This window comes from Pseudomonas alkylphenolica, assembly GCF_004025535.1.
GTDB classification, from domain to species: Bacteria; Pseudomonadota; Gammaproteobacteria; order Pseudomonadales; family Pseudomonadaceae; genus Aquipseudomonas; species Aquipseudomonas alkylphenolica_A.
The window spans coordinates 166,955-187,474 of record NZ_QJRG01000038.1; the positions used below are offsets into that span (position 1 = coordinate 166,955).

Annotated in this window: 14 protein-coding genes; 1 reads left to right on the top strand and 13 read right to left on the bottom strand. The window is 57.3% G+C overall.

Translation table 11 applies throughout. The features are described 5' to 3' along the window. Positions 1-47: 47 nt before the first annotated feature. The 13 genes from DM813_RS09250 to DM813_RS09310 all read right to left on the bottom strand — a co-directional run bounded on the left by DM813_RS09250 (position 48) and on the right by DM813_RS09310 (position 18,569). Complete coding sequence (locus DM813_RS09250) at positions 48-1,376, bottom strand: restriction endonuclease subunit S (RefSeq protein ID WP_128323117.1); 1,329 nt, start codon at positions 1,374-1,376, stop codon at positions 48-50. Beyond that, a complete protein-coding gene (locus DM813_RS09255; RefSeq protein WP_128323118.1) occupies positions 1,369-2,916 on the bottom strand; it encodes an N-6 DNA methylase in 1,548 nt (515 codons plus the stop codon). The genes DM813_RS09250 and DM813_RS09255 overlap by 8 nt, the downstream gene beginning before the upstream one ends. A 106-nt stretch (positions 2,917-3,022) precedes the next feature. After that, positions 3,023-6,499 carry a type I restriction-modification system endonuclease gene (gene hsdR, locus DM813_RS09260; protein ID WP_128323119.1) on the bottom strand — a complete coding sequence of 1,159 codons (3,477 nt, stop codon included), beginning with the start codon at positions 6,497-6,499 and terminating at the stop codon, positions 3,023-3,025. Between the two features lie 73 nt (positions 6,500-6,572). Then, complete coding sequence (locus DM813_RS09265) at positions 6,573-7,394, bottom strand: hypothetical protein (RefSeq protein ID WP_128323120.1); 822 nt, start codon at positions 7,392-7,394, stop codon at positions 6,573-6,575. Between the two features lie 195 nt (positions 7,395-7,589). Beyond that, complete coding sequence (locus DM813_RS09270; RefSeq protein ID WP_206617371.1) at positions 7,590-10,184, bottom strand: hypothetical protein; 2,595 nt, start codon at positions 10,182-10,184, stop codon at positions 7,590-7,592. 248 nt (positions 10,185-10,432) lie between these two features. Then, positions 10,433-11,059, bottom strand: coding sequence for a hypothetical protein (locus tag DM813_RS09275; protein WP_128323121.1), 627 nt, complete (start codon positions 11,057-11,059; stop codon positions 10,433-10,435). Continuing rightward, positions 11,059-11,808, bottom strand: coding sequence for a hypothetical protein (locus tag DM813_RS09280; protein WP_128323122.1), 750 nt, complete (start codon positions 11,806-11,808; stop codon positions 11,059-11,061). The genes DM813_RS09275 and DM813_RS09280 overlap by 1 nt, the downstream gene beginning before the upstream one ends. Before the next feature lie 57 nt (positions 11,809-11,865). Beyond that, the gene (locus tag DM813_RS09285) at positions 11,866-12,564 is read right to left on the bottom strand and encodes a hypothetical protein (RefSeq protein WP_128323123.1); all 699 of its coding nucleotides are present in this window, start codon (positions 12,562-12,564) and stop codon (positions 11,866-11,868) included. 11 nt (positions 12,565-12,575) lie between these two features. Then, on the bottom strand, positions 12,576-15,611 hold the full coding sequence (locus DM813_RS09290; RefSeq protein WP_128323124.1) for an ATP-binding protein: 3,036 nt from the start codon (positions 15,609-15,611) through the stop codon (positions 12,576-12,578). A 249-nt stretch (positions 15,612-15,860) separates the two neighbouring features. Beyond that, the gene (locus tag DM813_RS09295; RefSeq protein WP_128323125.1) at positions 15,861-16,064 is read right to left on the bottom strand and encodes a hypothetical protein; all 204 of its coding nucleotides are present in this window, start codon (positions 16,062-16,064) and stop codon (positions 15,861-15,863) included. Between the two features lie 14 nt (positions 16,065-16,078). Continuing rightward, entirely contained in the window at positions 16,079-16,327 is a 249-nt protein-coding gene (locus DM813_RS09300) for a hypothetical protein (RefSeq protein WP_128323126.1), read from the bottom strand. 47 nt (positions 16,328-16,374) lie between these two features. Next, positions 16,375-17,319: a hypothetical protein gene (locus DM813_RS09305; RefSeq protein WP_128323127.1), complete on the bottom strand. Its 945-nt coding sequence runs from the start codon at positions 17,317-17,319 to the stop codon at positions 16,375-16,377. 44 nt (positions 17,320-17,363) lie between these two features. Next, positions 17,364-18,569 (bottom strand): RtcB family protein, encoded by a 1,206-nt coding sequence (locus tag DM813_RS09310; RefSeq protein ID WP_128323128.1) that lies wholly within the window; start codon positions 18,567-18,569, stop codon positions 17,364-17,366. A gap of 283 nt (positions 18,570-18,852) precedes the next feature. Here DM813_RS09310 and rtcR point away from each other — a divergent pair, with 283 nt between their 5' ends. Next, the gene (gene rtcR / locus DM813_RS09315; protein WP_128323129.1) at positions 18,853-20,460 is read left to right on the top strand and encodes an RNA repair transcriptional activator RtcR; all 1,608 of its coding nucleotides are present in this window, start codon (positions 18,853-18,855) and stop codon (positions 20,458-20,460) included. Positions 20,461-20,520 lie beyond the last annotated feature (60 nt).

Here is a 20,520-nt window from a genome sequence, read left to right on the forward strand (position 1 = left end):
GCCGGCCACAAGCCGGCTTTTTAATGCCTGAAAGAAAGCTCCCGCCTTTAGCTGCTTGCTGCAGCCTTACGACTACGCTTGGCCTTCGGTGCGGATTCACGCTGGGCTTTGATGCGCTCGAGTAACACGCTGGCAGGCTCGTCGTTCGGGTCCTGGGGGACCAGTTCACCGCGGAAAGCTTTGGCCAGGATGCTTTGGGTCAGGTGATCGATGCGGCTTTTGGCTGAAGCGACTTTAGCTTCCAGCTGGTCAGCATAGGCAAATAGCTGTTCAACGCGACGAACGATCTCGGCTTGCTCTGGTTGTGAAGGAAGCGGGATCTCAAGCGGTGCTATATCGGTATTGTTGACTTGAGGAATAGTGGAGCCGGTGTTCAGTCTGGCTAAATCAACGGTTTCGAACCAGCGATAGACATACATGATCTCGACACCTACCGGGACAATAATCCCCATGATGTTCAGATCTACAAAGGCAGGTTTTTTCAAAATCCTTTTTTTGTTTGTAGCGATTGCCCCGCCTCGCTTCGGAAACAAAATACTTCCGCTCGGCATCAACGATTTTTCCGCAGCATCGCCTTTTGCCAGATAGCGCTCTGTGTGTTGAAGGAAAAGCTCATTCCCCTCAAGATTCATCTCACCAACTTTGAAGTACCTGTAGTCGCCAGCGTTTTTTTCATATTCAGCTGAAATAGCTATGCCGCTTTTAAGCGTGCACAGTTCGCCTACTGTTACTTGACGCCAGTCGAGTAGCGACCCGCGCTGACCAGCTTCCCGCCATTCTTGCGTCAAACGCCCGGAAACCGCAGCGGCAAGTACAGACTGGCGAAATCGCTTGATAAGGGCCGGAACAGCATCGACACGAGCTTTGAGGGTGGTGACCTGTGTCAGAACTTCATCGAGCTTTTCGGCGATACGAATTTGTTCTGCATGTGGCGCCAATACCATGGGTGCGGTGGAAAACGTGCTTTTGTTAACAATGGAAATTGTTGTAGCCGAGGACTCCCCCTCAAGCCAAGGCTTTAGCGTCTTGCAGAAATGGAACAAAAAACCTGGATTGATCCCGTCTTCAGGAATAACGGCATTGATTTGCTGGTTGGTTGCAGACTTCGTTGTCGTCAGTCCTACTTTCCCCAGGTTTCCGATGCAGCTCACCACGACACTAAGCGGTGGGAGGCTCGGCACTTCGGCCGCGCCCGCTTCTGTCAGGAAGCGCTCTGTGTGAAAAACAGGACCCGAGTGGTCAAGGTCCCCGGGTTTGATAAACGGAACTTCGCCGTCATAGAAGCGCGGTTCTTTTGTGCTGGGGGTTTTTCCGGTAACAATCTGGCCAATGTCAGCCAGACTGCAAGTCACCCACCCCGCCGGCAACTCACTCATCGCCGCACTCCTGAGCCACCACCAGCCCCATCATATCCGCCATCAACTGCTTTTGAGCCGCCACCTCATCGCCGGCCCCCAACGCTTTCATCAGCTCTTCCAGTTCGTGCAGCGCCTCGGTTAACTCGGCCATCGCCTCACTGGCCAGCACTTCGGGGGCAGGCAAGTCGGCGGGATCCAGGCTGTCCGCGTCCTTGAGCCAGGTAATATCCAGGAAGTCACCCCGTTCTCTGACCTGTTCACGGGTGAACACGCGGAAACGGCTGGTTTCACCAATGCCCTCTACATTCTCGGCACGGTCACTGCCGCCGTTCGCATCTTCGCCGTAGGCGGTTTCGAAAGGTTCGAGGTAGTGCGCATCGAACGGTGTGCGTTTGCCAAAGCTGGGCATGTTGCTGCGCAGGTCATAGACCCATACACGTTGGGTGCAGCCCTGCGTCTGGCGAGGGTTGGCTGGCGTACCCTTCTGGAAGAACAGTACGTTGGTCTTTACGCCCTGGGCATAGAAGATGCCGGTGGGCAGGCGCAGGATGGTGTGCAGGTTGCACTTGTCCATCAGGTCACGACGCACCTCGGTTCCGACACCCGCTTCGAACAACACGTTGTCCGGCAGCACCACCGCCGCACGACCACCTGGCTTAAGACCACGATAGATATGCTGAAGGAAGGCCAGTTGCTTGTTACCGGTCTTGTAGGTCAGGTCATCACGGGTAGGGCCGCCGCCGCCTTTGGCGGTACCGAACGGCGGGTTGGACAGGATCACATCGACCTGAGGCAAGTTGGCGCCTATCTGACCGAGGCTGTTGCCAAGGTGCACCACCCCTTCATCATCGCCTTCCATGCCGTGTAGCAAGGTATTCATCAGCGCCAGACGGCGTGTACCCGGCACCAGCTCGACGCCGACGAACGCACGGTTTCGCTGAAAGGCCTTGGCCTTGGCATCAAGGTCGTAGTAGTCGTCGGTTTTGCTCTTGATGTAGGCATCTGCGGCAATCAGAAAGCCTGCAGTTCCGGCAGCCGGGTCTTGAATGGTTTCGCCGGGTTGCGGCTTGAGGCAACGAATGATGCTGTCGATCAATGGTCGTGGGGTGAAATACTGACCGGCACCCGAGCGGGTTTCGTTGGCGTTCTTTTCCAGCAGGCCTTCATAGAGGTCACCCAGCCCATCCTTGCGAGCGCTGAACCAGTCGATTCCGTCCAGGCTTTTAATCAACTGTTCAAGGTGGCGTGGCTCTTTCAGGCGAGTCTGCGCATCGGCGTAGATGGCGGCGATCAACGGGTCGGTATTCTTGCCCAGGTCCAGCAGCAACTGACGGTAGTAATTGAGCAGGTTGAGCCCGGACTTGTTTGCAAGATCAGTCCAGCGTGCACCTTGCGGAAGCTTGTGGCCAAAGTCGTCGTTGTTCTGGACCTGTTCGAATTCCATTTTGATGAACAGCAGCAATACCAGTTCGGTCACGTAATCGCTGTAGTTGATGCCGTCGTCGCGCAGCACGTCACAAAGGCTCCAGAGCTTCTGGACAATATCGCTGTTGTTCATCGGGTTTACTCAAAAAATAAGTGAGCCGAACACGGGTAGCCGTTCGGCTCAAAGCAAAGGATATGCTGTGGTTGTCGGTAGTTTACCTGTAGCGACGGCCCTGTACTTAACTCGCTGCCGACCATAGCTGCTCATTGAGGGCGTCGAGAACTTGATCCAGATGCCCGCCCAGCTTGCTATCAAGCCCGCTTCGCCCTCCGGCATCGGTGAACGCCTTGTTCACAACTGTTGAGTCGATCACGACCTCATGCACCAGCTGCTTGGCCAGCCGGTCAAGCCATTTACGCTGCATGGTTGTCCAGCTTTGCAGGCTGTAGATCTTCTGCATGGCGATGGCCACACGCTGATCAAAAGACAACAGGGCTTCGCCGATCGCAGCCTGACGAATGTAGCCAATAATGCTGGCGGCAATTTCCTGGTTGGTTTGAGTACGCCACGCGGCTTTCAGCGTGACCTCGTTAAACCCGTTCTGGTCCAGCAGCAGGCGAATCTCCCGCAAGTCTTCACGTGTCAGATCTTTTGGTCGATTCACCACCACACCCAGTGCAGCCGACTGGTTGATCTGGGTGTGGATAAAGTTGTGAAAGCTCTCCAGGTAGTCCTGTGGCTTGTCATGCCTGCCATAACTCTGTTCACGCACCTGCAATTCATCGTCATGCGGGGCGATCACGGGATAGTTGCTCGACCCAAGCATCGAATTGACGGCTTCCAGCTGGCTGAGCAACTGGTTGTGCTGACGAATGAAATTTGCCGCCTGCTGCGGCCCCATGTCATGCAAATGCTTGTGAAGTTTTTCCGGTTCAATGCCCCAAAGCGCCTCGAGCTCGTCCAGTTTTTCCTTGATCGGCTGCTTGCTCCCGGCCTTGTGGACGGCCTTGCGCATGATCCGCATGATCCGCTGGCTGAGCACATCAAGCACATCATTGGCGTGGCTACAGTCTGGCTGACTGCCGGGTGCGTCATGGCTGGCATCGCCAATCAATTCGCCGACCAGTTGCTCCAGCGAAACGTTCGGGTTTTTCACCAATGGTTTCATGGTGTCGACGTCTTCCAGGCTGGCGTAGAGGTCAACCGGGTCATAGATGCGAAACACCGTTTTGCCGATAGCGTCGCAACGGCGGGTGGCACGACCTTTCATCTGCTCATACAGAATCCGCGAGCGGACGCGACGCATGAACACCAGGTTGCAGATTGTCGGCACATCAATGCCTGTAGTGAGCAAGTCAACCGTAATGGCGATGGTCGGATAGGTCTCGTTTTTATACTGGCGGATCAGCTGGTCGACCTTGTCGCTCTCCCCCGTAATGATCTCTACGGCAGCCTGGTTGTAGTGTTCACCGTGGACATTGGAGAACGCCTGATCCAGCAGGTTTTTCACCCGTTCGGCATGGGCCTGGCTGACGCAGAAGATCATGGTCTTCTCTTCACCGTCGGGGTCCAGCTCGTTGGCCAGCTCGTCACAGATCACCTTGTCGAAACCCGGGGTAATCACCCGGCGGTTGAACGACTCGATATTGAAGTTGAGCTCATCCTCCAGTACCGCCGTATCGACTTCACCGTTTTCGGCATTGACGATGCTGACCGTATCGCCTTCATCGAAGTGGATGCCGTGTTGGCTCAATCGGGTTACGTACCTGATCGGCGGTTCATGATCGATCAGCCAGTCATCCGCCACCGCCTCACGGTAACTGTAGGTAAACACTGGTTTACCGAAGATTTCGCTGGTGTGCTTGGCCGGCGTGGCAGTCAAGCCGATCCGGCAGGCGTCGAAGTAATCGAGCACCCGGCGGTATTGCGAGAGGTACTGGCTATGTTCGCGCACGACCAACTCGCCTTCGGTCATCTCCTGGTCAAGGGTGTAACCTCGGTGCGCCTCGTCGACGATGATGCAGTCAAATTCGTCGATGGCCGGCGGCATATCGGACTGAAAAATACGCTGCACCATGGCCTGAACCGTGGCGACCTGGATACGGGTTTCAGCCTCAGCCGCCATATCACGCATGACCTTGATGTCATAAATCTGCGACAACGAATGATTCTGCTCCAGCGGCGCATCGTGAAATGCATCGATGGCCTGTTGACCCAACGCCTTGCGGTCCACCAGAAACAGTATGCGTTTGAAACGTTCTGCTTTGAGGAACCGATACATCAGGCCAATGACGGTACGCGTTTTACCGGTGCCGGTTGCCATCGCCAGCAAACAGTTGCGCTGGTTGGCGGCCAGGGCTTGCTCCACCGCTTTGATGGCATTTTCCTGATAGTCGCGCAGCTTGAGGTAAGCAAAGCCTTCCTGCTTGAGCGCGGCCTCGGCCTCTTCGCGACTGCGTTTAAGCAGGTCAAGCAATCCGCCTGGGGTGTGGAAGTCCTGTAGCGGCCGACGCAAGTTAGCCGGGCTGCGCAGGTCACGGAACCAAGTGCCGGATTGCTCCGCCAGTTGCTTGATGTAAGGCCGTCCATTACAGGCAAAGGCAAATGGCACAACAAAGCTCCCCCCCTGCCCATCGCTCCAGGGGGTTTCGTTACCGCTCAATAACCAGGGTTGCAATTGCTCCCCGGTCAGATTGAAGTCTCGTGAATAGCGCTCAGCCTGCGGAATCCGATCGGCGATGTTGACGCGGATACGCTTGGCTTCAACGATCGCCACCGGCGTCAGGCCCACAAACAAAACGTAGTCGGCGCAGGCTTTCTGATTGCGGCCTGGCCATTCGGCAATGGCTTTGTTCTTGCCCTTTTCCGGGCGCGCACCTTTGCTGTAGGTAAGGTCTAGTGAGTCGGCCTCCCAACCGGCATCAGTCAGCTGCTGATCAATCAGAATGCGAGTCAAATCCTCATTCAGATCAAAACTGCTGCTGGCTTGCTGGGTTTTTTGCACCACCTGCGCGATGGCCTGAGGTTTGGCTTCCAGCTCTAGCTGCAGCGCTTTGAGGCGTTGTTCGAACTCAATGCGCAGTTGTTTGAGCGCTTCTTCATGCGCCTGGGCTTGCTGCTTGTAATTGCGCGATTCAACGTCCATCTGCGAAGCCAGCACCGCATACTCTTCCGCTTCACGCACTTTGAGTTCGGCCAGCTGGAGGTTGGTCTCTACTTGCTGATTGGATTCACGTAGTAGCGCGTTGAGTTGATCGATCTGATTTTGCAGGTCTCGCAGCGGAGCACTCGGATCAGTGGGTGTTACAAACGGACCAGGCTTGAACCCGCTTCCCGCCTTACCGAATGACTGGTGGTACCAGATAGCCAGGGCGCGAGCGACCCTGAGCCCGTCCATAGCCTCCCGGTGCCGGGTATGAAACTCGTGCGTGGCCTTGTTACCTTCCACCCGCAAGGTATGGAACAGGCTGATGATATTGCGATCCAGCTGAATCTCTCGGCCCAACTTGTACAGCAGATCGGCCTGCGTAGCCGTTCTTTCGACTTCGACACCCGCACGGCTGGCCACATCCTGAGCCAATGCTTCACCAAGCTGCCTGAGCTTGATCAGCGTGGTGTTGGGGTCGCTGGCAAATACGTGTTCAGCGGTGCCTGCCAGTTGCAGGAAGACTGGATCGTGTTCGGCCAGAAAGGCGAAATTACTGCTAAAAGCCATGATCAATCCTTCGATTGCAAGCCAAGGGTTTGCCAACACAGGGCGTGCGGCATGGGTGTGAGCACGGCTCGCATTACAAGCGTTTTTCCGCTTCGTACCACTTCAGGTAATTCTGATAGAGCTGGTCGATTTGCTCAGCGGTCATGTTTTGTGGAGGTACATAGTCAGAGAACCGCACTTGCTCGGGGTAGTCATCCGGGAAGGTACATTCGGTCAGCTCGCGCACCGGCAATTCGGCAATGGCATCAGCGACGCCTGCAAGGAACTCTTTTACGTCCGCCGGCCGCCCATAAACCCTCGTCGACAACGCGCCTTCGATGTACAGGTCGGAATCCGGCACCTCGTAGTACAAATAGTGTTCGAGCTGCTCAATGGCGTCGGCATCCCACAGTCGATACCGCATGTGCTGCTTTTCGATGCGCTCACAGACCACTTCGACAAGATCGCTCAGGCCTATGCGCAACGCGGCGACGTCACAGTCGAACTCGTACGGCGGTGGGTAATCGTTGTCTGGATCCTGGTAGAACGGATAATCGCCAGCAAAGCGATAAACACAGAGCTTCTCAGCAACTCGCCATGCGCTGCCACGCAGTGTCGGATCGTTACGTGGACGTTTTTCAATACCCGTCAGCACGGCCGTGGCTAGCTCCTTCAGCAACAGCTCTTCAAGGTAGTCGAGCTTCTTGTCGAGCCATGCTTCACCGAAGACGCGTTTGCCTGGGAAGTGAATACCTGGAGAGTCGCCGGGTATCAGAAGATTTGCGTACTTCGCAGGATGGATACCCAGCGAGAAACGCTGCTCCAGCCCTTCGATGCAGGCCACGGTCTGGGCGATGCGCTCATCGCGCCGGCTGATCTCTTCTTCACTCAGATATAGATTGGCATTGTGCCTCATCGTGAGTACTCCCTGTGTCGACAACGGTGGCGTTATACGTGTGCGCGCTCCACCTCGCCAGGCACGTGGAGCCTCTTGCGAAGCACCCAGAGCCCGGCACTTGAATGTGGTCAACGACTTTACTTGACCGTGTGGCCATTCGCCACACAAGCAAAGGTTTACGCTCGTTCACACTGCTCTATCGCTCAGCGTGCTTCACACTTTTGTCAGATCCAGATCTTCAATCAAACTGAACATCCCCCCCTCCGCTGCCTCCAGCGAGGCAGCCGTGCACACACTCACCCGATGCGGGCCAATTGCCTTGGCGTACACCCGCTGCCCCTGATGATCACCCGCGATGGCGAGGCGGTATTTGTACAGGCCGGTTTCACCTTCAAGCATTTCACCGGTGTGGGCTTTGGGCGACTGGGAGTGGAACAGGTTGAAGACGCCGTCACGAGGCACACCGAGTTCTTTCCAGGTGCCATAGCTGTCACCTTGCTGCAGCCCTGCGCTGAACTTGCCACGCTGAACACGACCCACATAGTGGGCGAATGGCGCCTCATCGGTGTCGCCTGGGATCCTGGAAATGACTTTGACCGGGCTGCCAGGCGCCAGCCGCAGCAAACCGATGGCGACACCGGTTTTGCCATTGGGGCTGTAGGGTTGGTCCGGGTTGGACACCAGCGGCTGGTGGACGACGATCACGGGCAGAGAATCATCCACTACCGGCGTTTTCACGGGCTCGGGTTTAGGCTCAGCCGCCTTGCTGTATCCCATTCCAGACCAGATGGTTTGACTAATGAGCGCACCCACCGCTGCCGCACTATCAAAAGTGGTCGAGGCACTGTCTTTACTCGCCGAGGGATCTCTTTCAGTACCACTGGCCACCACTTCAAACAGCTGCTGCACAATCGACGAACGACTGCTGTTACCCGCCAAAAGCACATGCACCGGCTCATCTGGATAGCCGCCAAAGGCTTTGGTCATGGCGCTGAAAAAGTTCTGTATACCTTGAGCAATGCGTTCGGTCAGGTACGTGGTAAGCAAATCAACCGGCACGGTCAGTTCACACTCGATTTTCTCGCCGTCGCGGTTGAGCAACGCCAGCTTCAGTACACCATTTTTTCCCGGCAGGGAGCCCTGCTCCCACAGCGGGCGCAACCGCGACAGCAGCATCACACTGTTGGTCGAGGCGCTTTGGCTATCGAGCAGGAACATCTCCGACCCCGGGAAGTCTTCGGCATCCAGCGGGCGCACAAAGCCAATGCGCTTGGTACGGCAGAGTTCGATGTTGTGGCGAAATACCAGGTAAGCCATGTTCTCGAGCAGGTTTTCACCGCCCAGGTAAGCATCACCGGCATTGCCGTAATGCTCGAACACTTCCTCCCAGCCTTCATCCTCTTCATCGGCGGTGGGCAGCCGGTAGCGGCCGAAGTCGAAGTCTGTGGTACCGCCACCGAAATCGAAGACCCCGTACGCAATGCCCGCCTCGGTAGGCTCGATGCCCAACTTTGGCAGCGCCGCGGCGGCATAGGCGGCCGGCTCGTTGGCCAGCTCTTCGACGCAGAAGTTTTTGAACACCTCACTGTCCAGCAGTTGCGCTGGCAGGCTGCGCTGCAGGCCCCGGCGGAACGACATCAGGATCGTCTCTTTGAGGTCGCGGGTGTAGGCAACGGGGAAGGTCATGTAGTAGCGCAGAAAGAGCCCACGGCTGCGCCAGTTGATGGCCATGCCCAGGTACCAGGCATACAACTCGATCGGGTCGAGCGGATCATCCTGGCTGACTGTCAGCCGCTTGCCTTTCACCACATCACGCTTGGTCAGGGCCGGCAGCGAGTGCTCGTAGCCGTTTACCCGGTCAGCGATGCGAGTGAGGTTGTCGGAACCGTGGCGCAATGCCCAATGCTTGATCTTGGACAGGATGCTGGCGACTACCTTGGGATCACCGTCGTTTTTACGCAGGTCGTGCAAGGCTTCGTGGGAGCAGCGCAGATTGTCCCAGTTCAGGTTGGGACGGTAAGCCTCCGAGTTCCAGGTTTGCAGGCTGCGCTGCAAATCGATGAACTCGAGTACCGTCGGGTTCTCGTAATGCTCTGGCCGCTCTTTTTCCCAATGATCCTGAACGCCGATACGCAGCAGCTTGTAACGACCATTGTCGTCATAGGCCACCACACTGCTGCTGGTGCCAAAATCGATGGCGATGTTCCAGTCCTTGACGTCAGTCACCGGATCGCGTGCGCGCACCTTGGCATCGCTCAGCATTGCCGGGTCTTCACCAAAGAATTCCCACAGGCCCAGATTAGGGTCGCTGAACTGCACATCGCTAAGCTTGGGCAACCGGCAGGTCTGGTAGTCGACGTCACGAAACAGGCTGACCAGATCAGGTAAAGGGGTACTCATGATTGCTAGTGGGTCCTCGCTTTGATTGGCTTCGAGCGAAGTCAGACGCCAACCGCGCTGGATGGCGTGGGTCACAAAATCCTGCGTGTCGAGATGGCTGACCTGGTCACTGCACGCAATCAACGAGCCGATCTCGTCAACATAAACCCAACTGTTTTCAACATCGACCACCCCCTGCTGCGAGAACCAGAGCTGTTGCCACATCAGCGAGTTTGAATGCCCTTCGCGCAGAGGATTGTCCTCGCTAGAGGCGAAGAACATAAGCTCCTCTGTCGAGGGCAAACGCCAAGGGCGCGTACCCATTACCTGCTTCTCTTGAACGGCTTCCTCGGCCTCTAGCTGGGTATACGTGTCGGTGGAGGGCTCGTCGTAGTCCCACATCAGGCAAGTGTGGGTGTCGTACAGCATCTTCGCGGACTCTTCGGGAAACCCCACCAGCCAGTACCGTGAAGCGGCGATTTGGGCAGCGCATCTTTTGCGCAGATTCGCCACAAAGACGTTGCGAATAGAAGCTGGTGTACTCCCCGACATACTGCATTCCTTTAAGATTTCGATTTGTTTCAACAACCCGATCAATTGACTCAGCAGAGCGGGTAACGACGACGCCTGGTTCATGGTCATTGGTCCGGTTCGGCTCTACTGGTGAACAGCACGCGCTACTCGGCTGCCGCCAACGGTAAACGCTGACGCTCGCCCCCGGCGTTGGCCAGGCCAGGCAGCCACTGCGCCGTGATGATGTCGCCTCGAAGCGTGGTGCGCTGATGCAGACGGTAGTCATACTCGGCACCCACCTCTGCGCAGCACAATTGCGCCTGGCGATCGCGCCAGATCAGGTTGTGGATAGCCAGGCAGCCTTCAAGAATGTGCAGCTCGGCAGCGTTACCCGGGCGCGCCTGAGACTTGCAACGTTCGGCCAGCAGGTCCCAGAGTTCGAGCAAACTTTCCCACTGAGCAGCAGTGGCCAGCAGTCGGGTAAGTTGTTGTCCTTCGTTTTCACCTTCGTGAAGCCAGGCAGCACTCAGTTCTTCATCGGCGCGCAGTGTTTCAAGCAAGGCCAACGGCACGCCCAGTTGCTCACGTAGCGGATCGGGCGCACAGGCCTGAGGCAAGTCCGGAACCACTGCCGCAGGCGCTTCGGGCTCAGGTGCTGAATCAGCTGAGGGCGTCAGCGAGGCGACAATATCAAGCACCAGGCGCCGAACATGGTCGTCCTGTTCGAGCAACACGATCAGAGCCTCGCGTACTTCTTCTGCTTTCGCCGGTGGCGAAGAAGTCTCATGCATCAAAGCACCTCCAGCAGGTCACGCAGCTGTGTCCGCACCTTGAGCTTGTAGGTCAGTTCCTGAGCAATGCCCAACACGACACTGCGTTGTGCAACAGGCAGTTTCAGGAAGCGGCGACGCAGCACCGCGATGGCCTCTTGCGAGGGCTCCGGATAAGGCGACTCAACGTCAGGGATCTGCAGCGAGCCGCAGATGAACGCAAGATCCTGCGGGCTGATACTGGACCAGAAGTTCTGGAACAGCAGCGGCAGATAAAGCTGAAGCAAGGCAACATCCGGCAGGTCAGCAACGTCGCTTGCGCTGCTCGCAACACTGGCAACAGGCTCGGGGGTCGGTTGCGGCGCGCCCAGCTGTGCCAACACGTGCTCAACCAGCCAGGCGCCGTCATGCGGACGCGGCAGCTCTGCCGGCGACAAGCCGAGTCGCTCGACCAGTGGTTCATAGCGCAGCACTTCCCAGGTTGCGCATTGCAACTCGATACAGGCCTGGGAAACATCAGCCAGATGCCGCGCGGCGGCCTGCTCGTAGATCACCGTGATATCAACCTTCGCCAGCTGTGTGTGCAGGTTTCGGCGCTCGCTCAATTGCTTGAGCACTGAACCTACGGTTTGCGCTGAATGACTACTGAACGACACCCAGGGCTCACCATGGATCAATGTGGCATTCCACTGCTCGTCACTTGCGGTCGTTGATTCGAAGCAGGCAACTCGATCGCCTATCAGCACCAAGGCATGTTTTTCGCTAGACACAGGACGGTCCCACTTTATGGCCATCACGCGTCGAACCTGACGCGTGATGCAGGGTTATCAGACTGACTCGGGTTTCTTGAATTGCTCAACGGCGGCATCGAGTTGGGCAAAGATGGCCGCTTCGGTTTTTTCCGGTGCCAGGGCTTTTTCCGCAGCAACGATCTTGCCTTCGGTCTCAGCAGAGGCCGCCGGGCCGAGCTTGCCTTCGAAGTATTTGAGCACGCTGATTACGTCGGTTGTGGAGTTCAGCAGCGAGGTCAGCCGTGTGCTGTTGAAGTACTCCGGATTGTTCGCCACCAGCGGCCAAAGGTTGGCCATGGTGCCTTCACGCACATTGAACTTTTCGTCCATTCCCTGAGCGCCGATTGCCAGGCCAGCGGCATATTTTTCGGCATCGGTAATTTGCCCGGATTCAGCGGGATCCAGTTTGAAAGCGCGGATCTCTTCCATGTAGGCGTCGAAGCTGTCGAAGTTCTCGGGCTTGATGTCCTGACGCGCGGCCTGGATGGATCGATCACCAATATCTTTGAGCTGATCGCCCGGGCGGAAGATCTGCATGATCTGCAACACCGACTGCACCACACCGACAAAGGTGTTGAGCTTTTCCAGGCTGCCGATCAATGCCGGGACGACCTTGGGCAAAACAGTGGTGCAGAACGAAGCGACTGCCGGACCTATCGATGCGATGACGGGTGTAATGGCTGAGACTACGCTGGTGATGGCGCTGATGGCTGCCGCAAAAATAGGAAATACCATGGTTAATCGTCCTAGATTGAGTCGTAAGATTTAAGCAGGTCGAGCGATCTCATCGCCCGCTGTGCACAGGCCGCCTCGAATGCTTCAAGTGAATCGCATAGCGCGTTGAATGCCTGGCCAAGCAAGGGGCGAACAAGGTTCCAGTCCTCTTCGTACCAACCGGGAATGCTGGCGCAATCCTCGAAGACCTTGGTCAACAAGCCGGACACCTGTTCCGATGTCAGCGCCAATGCATCACTCAGTGCCTGGAACTCAGCACCGAAGCGCTGAGCAATACGCTCCTGCAAGGATTCAGCCCGCTCCGGTTGCCAGTGCAGCTGGTTGAGTTTCAAAAACATGTTGATCAACAGGCAGCCTTTTTCCAGCGTCTGCGCTAGCTGATCTGGCGTGCTCATCAGCGGATCAGCGGCCAATCGCGGCAGCAACTTCTGACGTTGCGCCCAGAGTTGCAAGCGACCGCGTTGCTTGATCGTTACCTCAGGAATTTCCGCCGCGTCGGTTTTGGCAATCTGGTCGATCTGCACCCGCACCGCACCGTGCCAACCACCGCAATACACGATGGTTTCGCCCGGCTTGAGCAACGGCAGAAATGCCTGCTGCTCTTCGCTCAAGCCAATGGCATCGCCGATGATCTTGCGGTCGTCGGCAGCGAACAGGCGGTGCACAATTTTGGTGTTGGTGTTCTTGATCACGTCGGCGATCAGCTTGTTCGGAATCTGATCGGCAATGATCAAGCCCTCGCCATACTTGCGTACCTCTGCGAGCAGGTTGGCGAACATCTCGACACCCATCTTTTTCGACTCGGCATCGCCTGGCTCGGGTCGCGACAGCAGGCGGTGGGCCTCTTCGATCAGGGTCAGATGCTGAAACGTCGGCTGGATGCGGTGCCGCTGCTTCATGCATTCGGCCAGGCGATTGATGATCAGGCCCATCAGCAGGGCCTTGTCTTTCTCGTCCTTGATCTCTTCCATCTCGATCACGACGTGACGATCCAGCAACTGATCGAAGTTCATCGAGTAACGCGAGTTGAGCATCCGCCCTTTGACCCCCAGGGTCAGGCTGGTCAGACGCGCCACCAGCGAGCCGCGGTATTTCTCCTCGAACTCTCGCCCCATTTGCTTGGAGCTGATGACCTTGTCCAGTTGGGCGATCATGTCGGAAAAGGTCGGCCAGGCATCGCTACCGCACTGCCATGGGTCGTCGAGCAAGTAGTTCTGCGTGCTGTGGATATCCCAGCCCTTGGCTTTGTATGCCTCAATGATCGCTTCTTCGACAATCGAGGGCATCGCCGCTTCCATGGGGAAAACCGCCGCCAGCGTGGCATTCAGCACCGAAATATGGCTCGCCAGATTCTGTCGGCTGGACACCAGTTCGAACGGGTTCAGACGAAACGGCGTGAGGTCTTCGCGGCCCAGGGTGTAGTAGTCGACCTCTACCCCTCGGCCGTGCAACGCCCGGTATTCAGTCTTGGCAGGCTCAATCACCATGAACGGCAACCCGGACTCGAGCAGCAGGTTCATGCAGGTGGTGGTTTTCCCCGCGCCCGTCACACCGGTCACAAAAACGTGTTTGGACAGTTCCTTGAGCGGCAGACCGACCGGTTTGTGCTTGAGCAAGCGGCCATGCTGGATGATCTTGCCAACATTCAACCGCTGGCCGTCGCTGGACGCATCGGTGCCGGTGTTGAGGGCAAAGTCGACGTTTTTGCGAATTTTGAGTCCTGGCAGCTCCAGACTCGGCAACCCGGCAACCAGCGCCAGTTCCTCGATGTTGAGCCAGGTCGCACCGAGCAACTCACCATTGGCCAGCAGCGGCGCACTATGGGCAATGCAGTTGTCCGCAGAAATGCCTTTGTTCCTCAATCGCCGTAACTGCAGCAGCTCCGGCAGGTTGAAGGTGAGCCCGGACTGCAACTTGTGAACCCGCAGTGGCGTTACACTCGAGTTGTTGCCCTGGAAGGTCGAGATCAATCCGCGAGACAGCCGCTCGAACGTACTCCGCGTCTCGGCGCTGACGTAAATGGCCGTGCGGTACATGCCTTTGCTGCGCCCCTGCAGAAACCGCTCGATCAGGGTCTCGCTCAGGTGCTTCTGCAGCTCCTCGGCGCGCTTGTCAGTACGCTCACGAGTCATGGCCAGGCTTTTGCCGCCGCTAACGCCGTTAGCCGTTGATTCACTGCTGCCATCGGCCTTGGAATCGTTCTTGCCGGTGTTGGTGGAGCTGCTGGTGCCATTCTGGGTTGACTTGCTTTCCCTGCCGCTGCTGCTACTGGTGCTGCTCGAGGCACTCATGCTGGTGTCGCGATTGGAAGACGTCGAAGTCCCGTTGGTATGGGTGGTTGAAGTACCGGTGGTTTGGGTGCTCTGCCACCCGGTGTTCTCCGATTGCTGTACGGACTGCTTGATATGGGCAGACAGCAAGGTCGACAGGTTGTAGACACTGTCCAGCGTGGCACGCACGTCATCGTCCGAGCCCGGCTCTGCGTAGATCGTCAGTTGCCAGGTTTCTCCGACCAGACTGTTGGCCAGCCGCTCGACCCCCTGAAAATCTTCGTCTGCCGTCCTGTCGCTGTCGTTGAAAGACGGCACGCCGGTGATGATGCCCAAGTGGCGGCTGTCGTGATAAAGCTGCCGGAACTGCTCGTCATCGCTCCTGACATCTTCCAGTTTGGCGCCGAGGAAGTTTCCCTCGAATGTTGCCCGCAACATTTTCGAGGCATCCGGAATATCGGTGTCCGGTGTCGAGGTCGCGACACCCAGGTACAGGTCAATCCCTTCGGGTCGCCCCGACAAGATATAGACGCTGGCGCAGCCGGTGCTGTTCAGGCACGAGATCACGTTGGTCATGGCCTGGCGATAGGCATCAGGCTTGCCTTCGCCGATTTCGCTGATGTGCAGCATTCGGTATCTGATCTGTTCGTCAGGTACTTTGGGCAGGCGAAACAGGTCGGCGAAATTCGGTGCATCCCAGTCAATGTGGGGGCGGTCACTGACCGACGGCACGAGGGTGTTCAACCCAGTGGGAAACGGGTCGTATTTGGCGTTCATTCAATGTTCCCAATCCATGAGTGAGTCTCAAGCGCTCAGTGCTTACGGACGTCGAGCAGCCCCGTATCATCGAAGTCATTGTCGCGTTGACCGTTGAGGTAGCCCTTCAGCCTGCCCACAAGACCCGGCTGCAAAGGTGCCCGCAACAGGTGTTGTTATCGGCCGGGCCGGTCTATTCTTGAGCCTCCCCTGCCCGGTCAAACCGCCTGAATAGCGATAGATCGCATTCTGCCACTATTCATGTCAAGCTCACTTGCCCCGCAGTGAAGCCAGCCATTTGGCAATGAACTGCTGCACGGGCCCCTCCAGCGCCTTGAAGGTGACGACCCCGTTGCACTTCGGACAACGCTCGTACCACTCCCCCGGCATCAAGGCATCACTTCGGGGGGCGATGGTCTTGCGCCAACCACAGGCTTCACACTCCAGCCTAAAAGGCCTCGGACGAATCGGCATCACACACTCTCCTTTCACACCTGCTCGGCCTGCAACCTGTCGACCTGCTCCTTGAGCTCTTCAACAACTCGCCGTTGGGCACGCAAACTGCGCTTGAGCTCGCGATTCTCACTCTCCCAGATCCGCGCCCAGCGCAGTGCCTCACGGCAGCGGCCGAGCCCCTGCCAGATCTCCCGCAGCCGCAGATACTGCATCAGCATCACCAGCAGAATCACGCCGATCAGCCCAAGCGCGCCTGCCGAAATCCATTCATTCATGCTCATTGTCGTCACTCCTCGCACGGTTCACGTGTAAGCCACCTGCTCGATGATCAGTTATCCGTAACGGTCAGCCTGCCAATGCCAGGCACATCACACGCCAGCCTCTCGAAGCGGTAATCATCATCGCTCTCGGGAATGGCCACTGACGCCAGCCTCAAGCGGATTTGCACAACCCTGGCACTTTCTGGCACCTGGCTGGATAACCCGCAGGCCTGGGGCGGCAAGTGAAAGGAGCTGGAAACCAGGGCACCTTTCAAAAAGCTGTTGAACGAATGGGCCGACACCAGTTTCGACACAACGACCGGCACCGCCAGCGCCGAAAACGACAGGGCGACAATGACAGCCAGCCACCTGAGCTCGGACAACAGGCTCTTGCGTTGCTCAACCCGTCGCTCAATGGCGCTCATGTAATTGAGTCGCGTCTTTCTGGCCAGCCCTCCACCCTGGGCCTGCGCTCTGATCCACAACGGCAGGATCGCCAGCAATCCGAGAATCGACAGCGCCAACGGCCATAACAGCACCGACATGATCAACACAAAGACATGCTGCGCCCTGGGGAAAAGAGACGCCTCCAACGTGGTGAACTCACTAATCGTGGCGTCGGCCATGGGTGCCGCAAGGTATGGAATTGCAAAACTCAACGCACCCAGCACCACCCCGCCCACCGCCTTGTATTTCTTCAGCTCCCCAACAAGCCCTTTGTCAGTCACACACAACACGACCATCGCAATCAGCATGGCCAGCACCAGCCCGTAGGCCAGCCATACAAACGGGTTCCCGGCCAGGGCCCTGCTCACTATCGCGAGCACGATCAATGCAATGAAAATCACCGCAATCAGTAACGCCATGTAGTCAGGGGTCTTGCACAGCCCGCGCAGCGCCAGCAGCTCGTTGGCCAGCGTGGTTTGCTGCCTTGCCAAACGCGATTGCGTAATGAAAGACAGCACCAGTGCGAGCATGAACACCGCATTGATTACTACAAATTCCACACCCACCATTTTTCTCCTGTTGCCATCCCCAGGCGGTACTGCGCCCGGCGCTATCCTTTAACGCACACCACCTGACGCAGGGTGTGCACCACTTCCACCAGCTCGCGCTGGGCCTGCATCACAGCGTCGATGTCCTTGTAGGCCATGGGGATCTCATCGATCACATCCTTGTCCTTGCGGCACTCAACATGAGCGGTGGCGCGCACCTGGTCTGCGAGGCTGAATTGCTTTTTCGCCCGGGTCCGGCTCATCACGCGCCCGGCGCCGTGGCTGCACGAGCAGAACGACTGCTCGTTACCCAAGCCACGAACGATGAAACTCTTTGCCCCCATGGAGCCGGGGATAATCCCGAGCTGGCCTTTCTGCGCCGACACCGCGCCTTTGCGGGTGACCAATACTTGCTGGCCAAAGTGCTGCTCGCGCTGCACGTAGTTGTGGTGGCAATTCACCGCTTCGAGATTGGCCTCGAAGGGTTTGCCGAGCACCTTGCGTGCGGCGCTGATCACCGCCTGCATCATCAGTGCACGGTTCTGGCGGGCAAAATCCTGGGCCCACTCGACCGCTTCGACATAGTCGGCAAAATGCCGGCTGCCTTCCTCGAAATACGCCAGGTCCTTATCGGGCAGGTTGGCGATATGCTGGCGCATGTCAGCCTGGGCCAGCTCGATGAACAGGTTGCCAATGGCATTGCCGACACCGCGCGAACCACTGTGCAACATGAACCAGACACGATTGGCCTCATCCAGGCAAACCTCAATAAAGTGGTTGCCGCTACCGAGGGTGCCCAGGTGCTGACGGTTATTGGTTTTCTCCAGCCTGGGGTACTTGCTGGTGATCGCCTTGAAGCGCGCCGCCAAGCTTTGCCAGGCATGGTCGGCCGTCGCTGGAACATGCTCCCAGGCGCCTTGATCGCGCCGCCCAAAGGTCTTGCCATGCGGCACCGCCTGCTCAATGGCTGTACGCAGCCCCTGCAGGTTGTCCGGCAGATCGCTTGCATTGAGTGAGGTGCACACGGCAATCATGCCGCAGCCGATATCCACGCCGACGGCTGCTGGAATGATCGCGCCCAGGGTCGGGATCACACTTCCGATGGTCGAACCCTTGCCTAAATGCACATCGGGCATTACTGCCAGATGCTTGAAGATGAACGGCATCTTTGCGGTGTTCAGCAGTTGCTGACGGGCGTCATCTTCCACCGGCACGCCCTGGGTCCAGAGTTTGATCGGTTTGCCACCGGCTACCTCGAGTATGTTCATCGCCTGCGTCCACTCTGTCCTGTTGCTGCCTTACCGCGGAGGCCGGCAGCGTTCAATTGGCCCTGATGCGGGTCTATCCATTCAACACCTGATCCCGGCCAAGGCCGAGAGAAACATTGCGAGCGCCATGCCAGCTTTCTTTACGGCGCCCACAAAAAACATAACCTATTGATTTGTTTGATTTTAATTTTATGAATCAACACTTTTTCCGCGTTAGTACTACAACAAGCCATGAGCACTTCATATATTCTCAGATAGCACTTTATCTTTTGAGCTAATCACCATGAGCAAACGCACGGTCGCCATTGGCTTTCTCGGTACCACCCTTGACCGCAATGACGAGGGCGAAGCACGCTGGCAACAATGGCGGCCGACCGTCGGCTTGTGCCAGCAAGCAGAAACGCCAATACAGCGCCTGGAGCTGATCCACGGCGCCAGCACCCGCGACCTGGAACTGGCCGAGCAGGTTCGGACGGACATCCACAGCATCTCTTCCCACACAGACGTTCGCCTTCATCCGATGACGCTGCGCGACCCCTGGGACTTCGAGGAGGTGTATGGCGCGTTGCACGACTTCGCCAGCGACTACCCGTTCGACACCGAACAAGAGGACTACCTGGTGCACATCACCACCGGGACCCACGTAGCGCAGATCTGCTGGTTTCTGCTCACCGAGGCGCGCTATCTGCCGGCAAAGCTGATCCAGACCTCTCCCGCTCGAGCATATGAAAAGAGCCGAGACCCGGCAGGCATCAGCACCCTGATCGACCTGGACTTGTCACGCTACGATCACATCGCTTCACGCTTTCAGCGCGAGCAAGCCAACAGCCTGAACCTGCTCAAAGCCGGAATTGCCACGCGCAATGTGGCGTTCAACCGCACCATTGAGCAAATCGAACGGGTGGCCTTGCGCTCCAAAACGCCGATGCTGCTCGTCGGCCCCACGGGAGCTGGCAAGTCTTTCCTGGCCCGACGGATCTATGAACTCAAGCGGGCCCGGCACCAACTTGAGGGGCGGTTTGTCGAGATCAACTGCGCAACATTGCGCGGCGACGGCGCCATGTCTGCGCTGTTCGGCCATAGCAAAGGCGCTTTCACCGGCGCGCAAACCGCCCGTGACGGCCTGTTACGCGCGGCCAATGGCGGCATGTTGTTTCTCGATGAAATCGGTGAACTGGGTGCCGATGAACAGGCCATGTTGCTCAAGGCCATTGAAGAAAAACGCTTCTTCCCGCTTGGGTCGGATCAGGAAGTCGAAAGCGACTTTCAGTTGATGGCGGGCACCCACCGCGACCTGCGCGCACGCGTGATCGAAGGGTCGTTCCGCGAAGACCTGTTTGCGCGCATCAATCTATGGACGTTCGAATTGCCAGGCCTGGCCGAACGCCGTGAAGACATCGAGCCCAACCTCGAATTCGAATTGCAACGTCACGCCCGCGAGCAGGGCCGCCAGGTGCGCTTCAATGTGGAGGCCAAGCAACACTACCTGAGGTTTGCCAACTCAACTCAAGCCCGCTGGGCAGGCAACTTTCGTGAACTGTCGGCATCCATCACGCGGATGGCGACGCTGGCTGATAGCGACCGAATCAATATGGCCTTGGTCACCGAGGAAATCGAGCGTTTGCAACGAACCTGGGGGATCGTACCCACCCAAGATGCATTGAGCTCACTCCTCGGCGATCAGTCCCTGGATCACTTTGATCGCCTGCAATTGCAAGCAGTGATCAACGTTTGTCGCGCCAGCTCTTCGCTTTCTGAGGCCGGGCGTCAGCTGTTCAATGTGTCTCGCCTGGACAAGGAAAAACCCAATGACGCCGACCGTCTGCGCAAATACCTAGCGCGCTTTGGGCTGCAGTGGCAACAACTGAAAACGTACGATCTGAATTGCTGAAACATCAACATACTGTTGAAAATTTACAGTACAACAGACAGCGTCTACTGTGTATTTAAA

Coding starts and splice junctions, on each gene's coding strand:
- DM813_RS09250 (WP_128323117.1), bottom strand. CDS start 1,376: ATGAGTGAGTTGCCGGCGGGGTGGGTGACTTGCAGTCTGGCTGACATT.
- DM813_RS09255 (WP_128323118.1), bottom strand. CDS start 2,916: ATGAACAACAGCGATATTGTCCAGAAGCTCTGGAGCCTTTGTGACGTG.
- hsdR (WP_128323119.1), bottom strand. CDS start 6,499: ATGGCTTTTAGCAGTAATTTCGCCTTTCTGGCCGAACACGATCCAGTC.
- DM813_RS09265 (WP_128323120.1), bottom strand. CDS start 7,394: ATGAGGCACAATGCCAATCTATATCTGAGTGAAGAAGAGATCAGCCGG.
- DM813_RS09270 (WP_206617371.1), bottom strand. CDS start 10,184: ATGCTGTACGACACCCACACTTGCCTGATGTGGGACTACGACGAGCCC.
- DM813_RS09275 (WP_128323121.1), bottom strand. CDS start 11,059: ATGCATGAGACTTCTTCGCCACCGGCGAAAGCAGAAGAAGTACGCGAG.
- DM813_RS09285 (WP_128323123.1), bottom strand. CDS start 12,564: ATGGTATTTCCTATTTTTGCGGCAGCCATCAGCGCCATCACCAGCGTA.
- DM813_RS09290 (WP_128323124.1), bottom strand. CDS start 15,611: ATGAACGCCAAATACGACCCGTTTCCCACTGGGTTGAACACCCTCGTG.
- DM813_RS09295 (WP_128323125.1), bottom strand. CDS start 16,064: ATGCCGATTCGTCCGAGGCCTTTTAGGCTGGAGTGTGAAGCCTGTGGT.
- DM813_RS09300 (WP_128323126.1), bottom strand. CDS start 16,327: ATGAGCATGAATGAATGGATTTCGGCAGGCGCGCTTGGGCTGATCGGC.
- DM813_RS09310 (WP_128323128.1), bottom strand. CDS start 18,569: ATGAACATACTCGAGGTAGCCGGTGGCAAACCGATCAAACTCTGGACC.
- rtcR (WP_128323129.1), top strand. CDS start 18,853: ATGAGCAAACGCACGGTCGCCATTGGCTTTCTCGGTACCACCCTTGAC.